Source organism: Vulcanisaeta distributa JCM 11216 (assembly GCF_001315985.1).
Classification (GTDB): Archaea; Thermoproteota; Thermoprotei; order Thermoproteales; family Thermocladiaceae; genus Vulcanisaeta; species Vulcanisaeta distributa_E.
This window is the reverse complement of sequence record NZ_BBBI01000032.1, coordinates 1-7,030: the sequence shown is the minus strand read 5'-3', so window position 1 is coordinate 7,030 and position 7,030 is coordinate 1. Positions and strand designations below refer to the sequence as shown.

The 7,030-nt window shown below is 48.1% G+C and carries 11 protein-coding genes, 1 pseudogene and 1 CRISPR repeat array; of the genes and pseudogenes, 1 reads left to right on the top strand and 11 read right to left on the bottom strand.

Features of this window, described 5'->3' with window-relative positions:
- The 5 genes and pseudogenes from JCM11216_RS13665 to JCM11216_RS13655 all read right to left on the bottom strand — a co-directional run.
- A pseudogene (locus tag JCM11216_RS13665) lies at positions 1 to 211 on the bottom strand (secretion system protein E); the annotation flags it as partial.
- Between the two features lie 6 nt (positions 212 to 217).
- The gene (locus JCM11216_RS20160) at positions 218 to 433 is read right to left on the bottom strand and encodes a hypothetical protein (RefSeq protein WP_243676423.1); all 216 of its coding nucleotides are present in this window, start codon (positions 431 to 433) and stop codon (positions 218 to 220) included.
- Positions 409 to 765, bottom strand: coding sequence for a hypothetical protein (locus JCM11216_RS20155; RefSeq protein ID WP_243676422.1), 357 nt, complete (start codon positions 763 to 765; stop codon positions 409 to 411). The genes JCM11216_RS20160 and JCM11216_RS20155 overlap by 25 nt, the downstream gene beginning before the upstream one ends.
- A gap of 23 nt (positions 766 to 788) precedes the next feature.
- Complete coding sequence (locus tag JCM11216_RS20150; RefSeq protein ID WP_243676421.1) at positions 789 to 1,295, bottom strand: hypothetical protein; 507 nt, start codon at positions 1,293 to 1,295, stop codon at positions 789 to 791.
- A 360-nt stretch (positions 1,296 to 1,655) separates the two neighbouring features.
- Positions 1,656 to 2,319: a CRISPR direct-repeat array (repeat unit 25 nt; unit sequence GAGGATTTCAATAGAATATTGAAAG).
- A 206-nt stretch (positions 2,320 to 2,525) separates the two neighbouring features.
- A complete protein-coding gene (locus JCM11216_RS13655; RefSeq protein ID WP_243676420.1) occupies positions 2,526 to 2,915 on the bottom strand; it encodes a hypothetical protein in 390 nt (129 codons plus the stop codon).
- A gap of 137 nt (positions 2,916 to 3,052) precedes the next feature.
- Here JCM11216_RS13655 and JCM11216_RS13650 point away from each other — a divergent pair, with 137 nt between their 5' ends.
- Entirely contained in the window at positions 3,053 to 3,952 is a 900-nt protein-coding gene (locus JCM11216_RS13650; RefSeq protein ID WP_054854556.1) for a hypothetical protein, read from the top strand.
- A 291-nt stretch (positions 3,953 to 4,243) separates the two neighbouring features.
- Here JCM11216_RS13650 and JCM11216_RS20145 read toward each other — a convergent pair whose 3' ends face one another.
- The 6 genes from JCM11216_RS20145 to JCM11216_RS13625 form a co-directional block, all read right to left on the bottom strand.
- Complete coding sequence (locus JCM11216_RS20145) at positions 4,244 to 4,987, bottom strand: hypothetical protein (RefSeq protein ID WP_243676419.1); 744 nt, start codon at positions 4,985 to 4,987, stop codon at positions 4,244 to 4,246.
- A 35-nt stretch (positions 4,988 to 5,022) separates the two neighbouring features.
- Positions 5,023 to 5,208 (bottom strand): hypothetical protein, encoded by a 186-nt coding sequence (locus JCM11216_RS13640; RefSeq protein WP_243676418.1) that lies wholly within the window; start codon positions 5,206 to 5,208, stop codon positions 5,023 to 5,025.
- 155 nt (positions 5,209 to 5,363) lie between these two features.
- The gene (locus JCM11216_RS13635) at positions 5,364 to 5,789 is read right to left on the bottom strand and encodes a hypothetical protein (protein WP_054854555.1); all 426 of its coding nucleotides are present in this window, start codon (positions 5,787 to 5,789) and stop codon (positions 5,364 to 5,366) included.
- 21 nt (positions 5,790 to 5,810) lie between these two features.
- Positions 5,811 to 6,335, bottom strand: coding sequence for a hypothetical protein (locus tag JCM11216_RS20140; protein ID WP_243676417.1), 525 nt, complete (start codon positions 6,333 to 6,335; stop codon positions 5,811 to 5,813).
- Position 6,336: 1 nt separating this feature from the next.
- Positions 6,337 to 6,681 (bottom strand): hypothetical protein, encoded by a 345-nt coding sequence (locus JCM11216_RS20135; RefSeq protein WP_243676416.1) that lies wholly within the window; start codon positions 6,679 to 6,681, stop codon positions 6,337 to 6,339.
- Between the two features lie 12 nt (positions 6,682 to 6,693).
- A partial coding sequence (locus JCM11216_RS13625) for a hypothetical protein (RefSeq protein ID WP_243676415.1) occupies positions 6,694 to 7,030 on the bottom strand: 337 nt, incomplete at its 5' end.

Below are 7,030 nucleotides of genomic sequence, written 5' to 3'. Positions count from 1 at the left end.
TTCCCGAGCCAAACCAATCAACGATTCTATCAAGTGGCAGTGCAACTACCCAATCTGGTAGTTCGTCGATTACGTAAGCCACGTAGTCGTGGACGCCGTACTGGCTGGCCTGAATGAGGTGAACCTCGATGTCGGTTTTAATCCCGCCGAACTCGATTGTGTAGTTCCTCACCAAGCCTTGGCTAATCACCTTCGGCCTCGAAATATGCATCACTAATCACCAAATGAGTGGGATTAGCGGGGTTAGGTAGATTGGTATTAAGGAGATTCCAAGCCCAATGCTGTGCATGGATTTGCCGGTTAGGATTGAAGTGGCAATCGCCAGTGGGATCAGTGTTGAGTTTATCAACTGTGGGTTTAATGCAATGGGCAAATTAATGCCAGTCATAGTAACTGCGTGTATTCCAGCTAGGATGTACGCCGTGAATACCATGAATGCGTAGCCAACCGAAACAAAGGCCCATAGATGAAGCCGGTGGTTACTGAGCGCCTAATGAAGTCTATCATTGAGTCAACGAGTATGTTGACCCTCTCCACAAACTCCCTAACGCCGACACTGTACGCGTAATCCCAAAGCGGCCTAAGCTCACGCTCAACAATCGTGACCGGCCTAGGCGGCTGCGGGTTTGGTATTGTGAGTAACTCATTGAATGTGTTCAAAACCCTCTGGGGGGGCAGCCCAAGGTAGTTCCTTATGAAGTTTATGAACTGCGGGATGTATAGGGTGGTGAAGCCTAGGCCTGAGCCTATCGCCACCGCGAACACAAGCCTTAAACCATAAAGGCTAATTAGGTAACTACCCAGTGCGTAGCGATAAAGCCACCAACCAAGCCAGCGATGGCTGGCTTAACGTAGTCATACCTAACAAGCTCAACCTGGTAATAATGAATTATTGGTATTAGGGCTATACCAATCAGCGAGATTGTTGGTGGTGCACCTAGGATAGTCATGAAGGATGCCACGCCGAGCATGATTGCAATGACTATAACCGCGGTCAATGCCTTCGACTGCCAATCCAACTGCTGATTAAGCCAATTACTGAACTTGCTCATTAGGGCTAGGAACGTTATCGATGGGTCACTACCAGCGATGAAGTATGAACTAGCAATGCTAATGAGCTCACGCCTATGACTCCTCGGCAAAACCCATGGGTTGTTGAATGCCCTCAAAACAGTGGCTACCCTCCTCCAAGCCCCACTCAACTTAGCACTCTCACCAACCGCATTGTCAATGCCATCCACCGGAGACCTAACAATGAAGACCAAGTCAGCAACCAACTCCCTAACATCCATCATTAACGCATAATCAATGACTTAAAAGGGGGGGAGTGCAGGGCACGAGACAATGCAATAAGCAATTAATGCACGTTAACATGCACAAAGCACAACCACAAACAACGAGCCACCGCATCACAGACAAAGCCGTGGAGTTTGCATGACTCCGTGCACACTCCCCATTTAACAAAGCATTAGGCACCGTTGGAACAGGCTCGGTGTTTAGAAGCAGAAATTCCGTGGGAACAACAATTCAATTTCCCCAAAGGATCGTTAGAACAAGCACAAACCGTAAGAATTAAGAGTAGAAAGATGTACCAACGAAGGCCAAGAAAACAAGGAAGGAAAAACTTAAAAAGAAACAAATAAAGTAGCGAGCCGGAGGATTTCAATAGAATATTGAAAGGATTTCCACCTTTAATATGACACCAGCACCGTTGTAAAGTTTACGAGGATTTCAATAGAATATTGAAAGATTTGTGGTGTAGTCAAAAAGCCTGAGGAATGGGATTGAGTTTATTATTGGGAGGATTTCAATAGAATATTGAAAGATCTTTACAAACCTGCTTAAATCCTTCTTTGTGAATAACATATGAGGATTTCAATAGAATATTGAAAGTTAGGCTAATCAATATTTTCTCGTTTCCGTCATATATGGTAACATCAACGAGGATTTCAATAGAATATTGAAAGCTCACGATTAACTGGATAATGGCACCATCAAGCAAGTCGAAGATGTTGAGGATTTCAATAGAATATTGAAAGGCCTCTGGGTTCACTGATGATACCCTACGCATTATGCAAGAGGATTTCAATAGAATATTGAAAGTGTTCGCACTCCCACCTCCTATGTGCACAGTCCTCTATCCCGCTCTCGCAATGAGGATTTCAATAGAATATTGAAAGCCTATCTTAACACCACGCTTATAGATTGGAATCTCTTGTGCGTACGAGGATTTCAATAGAATATTGAAAGAGAGGTCAGCGCGGCATGATTATCGTCCAAATGTATTTCTTGGGGAAGATTTCGATAGAATATTGAAAATTGAGGGATATTAATGAACATGTTTGTTTTGTCCTCTTCGTAGTTGTGAGTCAGGGGGGGATTTCAATGGGTATTGGGTTTATTGTTGGTGGTACTTTTGATGGGTTGAAGTCGTGGGGGGGTGGTTCTTTGCCTGCCCTTAGCGTCTTGGGTTGGGAGTCGAGAACCAGTGTTTTTGATTTTGATTCTTCTAATTTTTGAGGTTGTTACGAGACTGTTGCCGTGTATGTCCCGCTACTGGTTATTACGGCTACGCTCGTTACCTCATCTGTCGATAGGTTGCAGCTTGAGTAGGCTATTGTTAGCGTCCGGCCCGGCTTAAGCGTTATCGGCAAGCCACTGACTTGATTGCCATCTAGGTAGTAGGTGGCCACTGAGCAACTTGCTTGGCCCTGCCCCCCCGCATAGAGGATTATGCTCTCAATCCTTAGATTACCAACGCCGGCATCCTTGATGTTGATGAATAGGTTCCCACTCGACGCTGTTGCAGTTATCATCGGCGCATTGGCTGTGCCCAACGACCTATTCACACCTCCGTAAACCAAGTACATAATCACCAAGCCATGACCATGCCCACGAGAGTCACTACCAACCAAAGCACGTTGAACTCACCCCCCCTCCTAGACCTACCAACCACACTCACCGGCTTGGAACTCATCGAAATTGCTTATTGACTTGTTTTTAAGGGCTGGTGCGAAGCCATGCTTATTAACTCATTCGCGAGGCGTTATTGATGGGGGGGTTGGGCTTTGAGTTCTGGAGTTGGTGGGAGTACACCGGGAAAATAACCAAGGCAATAACGATAATTGGGATTGCAGCAATAATCATACTGGCAATAATAATCATTAGCCCACATATTAAACCTCTGCAAGCGATAGATAAGTCCCTTGGGTTGGTGCAGGTGCAGACGATTTACGTGCCAGTGAACCACACAGTGTATGTGAACCAGACAGTGGTTAGGTACGTGAACCAAACAATTGTTAAGTACGTGAATCAGACGGTGCCTGTTTATGTGAGTGTTCCCGTGAATCCAATGGATGACTTGGCCATTTGCTATGCCAAGATGGTGGTGCTGAACAACGGCACGGCGTGGGTGGTGGGGGGGGTTGTGGTGATACCGCAGAAGGCCGCCCAGGCGGCTGCCCAGGCAGATGGCTTTGGGGGGGATAACGCAACAGCAGCACTATGCCCACCAGGGTCAAGCGTTTATGTGGTGAAGAACTTCACCGCATGCGTCCCATGGATTGGCATAACCACCCAACTACCCCCCCCAACCAAGAGTAGCAGCTTGCTTGCGGCGCTTGAGTACGGGAATGGCAAGTACTTTTATGATGCAATAACTCACCTAAATCCATTGAATGGGCAGTACATCGCTGCATTCCTATATGTGCTTAATGTGACGTATTACAACCCACAGAATAATACGTTCACGCTGAGGAATGGCGTGGAGCTTAGGGGGGGAAACGCAACGTACGCACTGTACTTCTACTACGCACCAAACGGTAAAATAACCCTAACAGGCCCGTGCGACCTCGCCATAGTGGGCCCACTCACGCCAAGCCAAGCCGAGGAAGTCATGCTACCATACCCAGTCTCACAATGGGCTGCTGAGGCAGGGGGGCGCCAGCGGTAATATGCTCACAAACACAACCCTATACACCTTCGGCTACAATTTTGCTGTGTTATGGGAATTAGTAATGTCCTCATAATGCAAAAAGCAAAAGAGAGAATTTTAAAAATTAAAACAATGATTTCAATTAATTAACCTTGCCAATTCTGCCACGATGATCCTGGTAAATTAATGCTCGGTGGAGATGATGAGCCAAGACCTGGTGGGGGGGCAGGACAGAACCAGTTCACGACTATTACAATAGTACAGCTGCCGGAACCTCCCCCCCCATTTCCGTTACCATTGCCATTACCGTTAATTGGTTGTGTTGGCCCCCGTTTTGTTGCTTGGTGGTTGTTTTAGATTGATATTGATGCCGTTGTTTGGTGGTTGGTTGTTGCCTGAGCCCCCCCAGTTGCTTGGTGGTGTTTGGCATGTTACTTGGAATGTCACTGATTGCCCTGGGCTTGCCGTTGTTTGGCTCGGCGTTATGCTACACGTTTCGTAGCCCTGTGGGACTCCGGTCACGTAGGCGTTGAGTGTTGTTGGTCCGGTTGCGTAGATTTTGAATGATGCCGTTGAATAGCCGTTGGCCGTTCCGTTTGGCCATGTTATGAGCCACGCGGCGCTTGGGCCATCAACCACGCTCACAATCAATGGGCTTGGCCAGACAATCAAGGACCAACCACTGGACTTGGCGATCACGCAGACGCTGGGCTTAACCGCTGAGCAAACCATGACCGCACTAGGCAGTTCACTAACCTCATAGAACCAGGCCTCGTTGTGGTGAAGCACCCTGGACTCAACGTTTAAGTGACTGCCATCACTGAAGAATATGGTTTTGATGAAGAATGGCTCGTGGCCCGTGTTGATCACGGCCACGTAGTAGCCACTCCCATAGGGGACAACGTCGACCACTGGCCATAGGTAATTAGCCAGTACCTGGTTTTGTACGTAGGCGTAGTATCCGTAGACCGCTAGGCCTAGGGCTAGGCCTATTATCGCCATGGCTATTACAAAGCCAATTGTCCCCGTGAAAACCTCCTCAATGGACTCCATCAAATGGACTTACTGATTAATTTTTAAGGTGGTTGTTAAGTGGCTGTGCTGTTCATAGCCGTTGATGGGCATGAAACGTAAGTGACGTTGTAGCCATCAACAACCACCGTGTAGGCTAGGCAGTAGCATCCAGGGTAGGCTTGTTTAAGCCCACTGACGAGTTTATTGGCCTTGGTGGCTCGTAAACCCCCCCATCTCACCACTCCAGTGGTTCTTATCAACAATGGACTTGGCCAATGGCGTGCTTATAACCACTAACGCTATCACCGCTGCAATGGCTAGAGCCATTATAACGGCGGTGGTTACAGAGGTTAACCCTCTAGAAGCATGATAAACCACCAACTTGATTTCATGGCTTGTTTTAAAGGGGGTGGTTTTATGTTGGGCTTCCGATTGCCATTCCCACGTACTTGGCTAGGTTCTCAAACATTTGGGTCAAAATCCACGTAGCCTCGCTTGAAGCCGTGCTAACGGCACTCGTTGGGTTTGTCAACAAGCCGGCTATGAAGAATATTAGGAATATACTAAGCCAAATGCCCAGGGCACCGCCGATTATCCTCTTGTGGTGCCCGAAGACCTCGCTCAACGCGCCTGAGCGTCCGAATGATGTTGGGTGCACTATGTACTCAACAACGTTGTACAGAATCATCCCAATCCCAATCAGGAAGGCCAAGCCACCAATCGCGAGTAGTGCCTTGAATACTGGGGAGACAACCGCGTTAACAACCTCGTTAACCACGTTAGTGGCGTTTATCGCAGTCACATTCCCGGTCTGAAGCACAACGTGTATTGGCAAGCCCATCAACAAAGCCAGTTGGCTGGTTTATAAGGGGGGGAGTACATCAACAATTGCCTCGTCGAATATCCTATACAGGCCGTAGCTGGCTGCCAGAGCCATTGCCAGGGCTATGTCCACCGTTACGTCGAAGGTCTGCATGGCTAAGGCCTGCCCATAGCCCTGGTTTATAATGAGCCTTAGTGAGCCAGCCACATCACTCCAACCAATGGCGCCAAGTTGCCTGAGTGGCTCGGTTAGTGAGGCTATTGTGTATGCACTGAGCAGTGGTCCAACGATGCTAGCAATGATTAGTAGCGACACAATGAATGTGCCCACTGACCTAGTCTGCCTAACGATCATGAAGCCAACGCCCATCGGCATTAGCCACAAGGTGTTATAGGCTATGAGGTTTAGGGCGTAGATGAAGCCTAGGTTTATGATTGTGTACGTGATCATTGTCTGGAGGTACCAAGTGCTTTGTTGCAGGTACCACGATAATGGGCTCGTGACAGGGACTAGGTTCAACGCCAGCACTGTGCCCCCCCAGAAGGTTGCGTAGAAGCTTGTCACGTCATCGAAGTACTTGAGGGCTGTTGAGTAGCCCCACTTGAGGAGTGACTGCGGGTTGTCGGTACTGTAGGTAATTACTCAGTGATGTTGAGTTGTTGATGGGTATTGAGGATGCAATGCCGTGGATGAGGATGGGTAAGAAGTTGGAAATGAGCAGTAGTGTGTAGAGGGTGCCAAGCATCACTGAGCCGACTACCACGTCCACAACCTCGTCAAAGCCCTCCCTCCTAACCTCGGGGGTTGGTCCGTGGAGGTACTTAACAAAGCCGTGAATCAACACCGAAGCCGCAATACCACCAAACAAGCCAATGCCAAGAACACCGAGGGATGGCAGTGGAGTACTCATCAAACCCGTTGATTAGACCTGGTTATTAAGGCGGTTTAGGAGCTCATTAACCTCATCGGGTGTTGGGTACCGAGCGCAGTCAATCGTCTCAACCTTAACAACGTTCCTAACCTCCCTCGGGAGTTTGTTGTATGTATTGATTATGAATTCGTTCATAAGCTCGCAAATACCCCCCCTTAAATCCCTCGAGGCAATGGCCCTCAGTAGTTCGTTAATGAGCCTTATGGTTGACTTATCAACCTCGTAAGCCCTAACAATGCCTAGTAAGGTGTTCATTAACTCCACGTCATTGGGATTCCTCCTCAGGGCATTAAGGAGCTCCTTAATTAACCTGCAGGTGCTGTCGTCG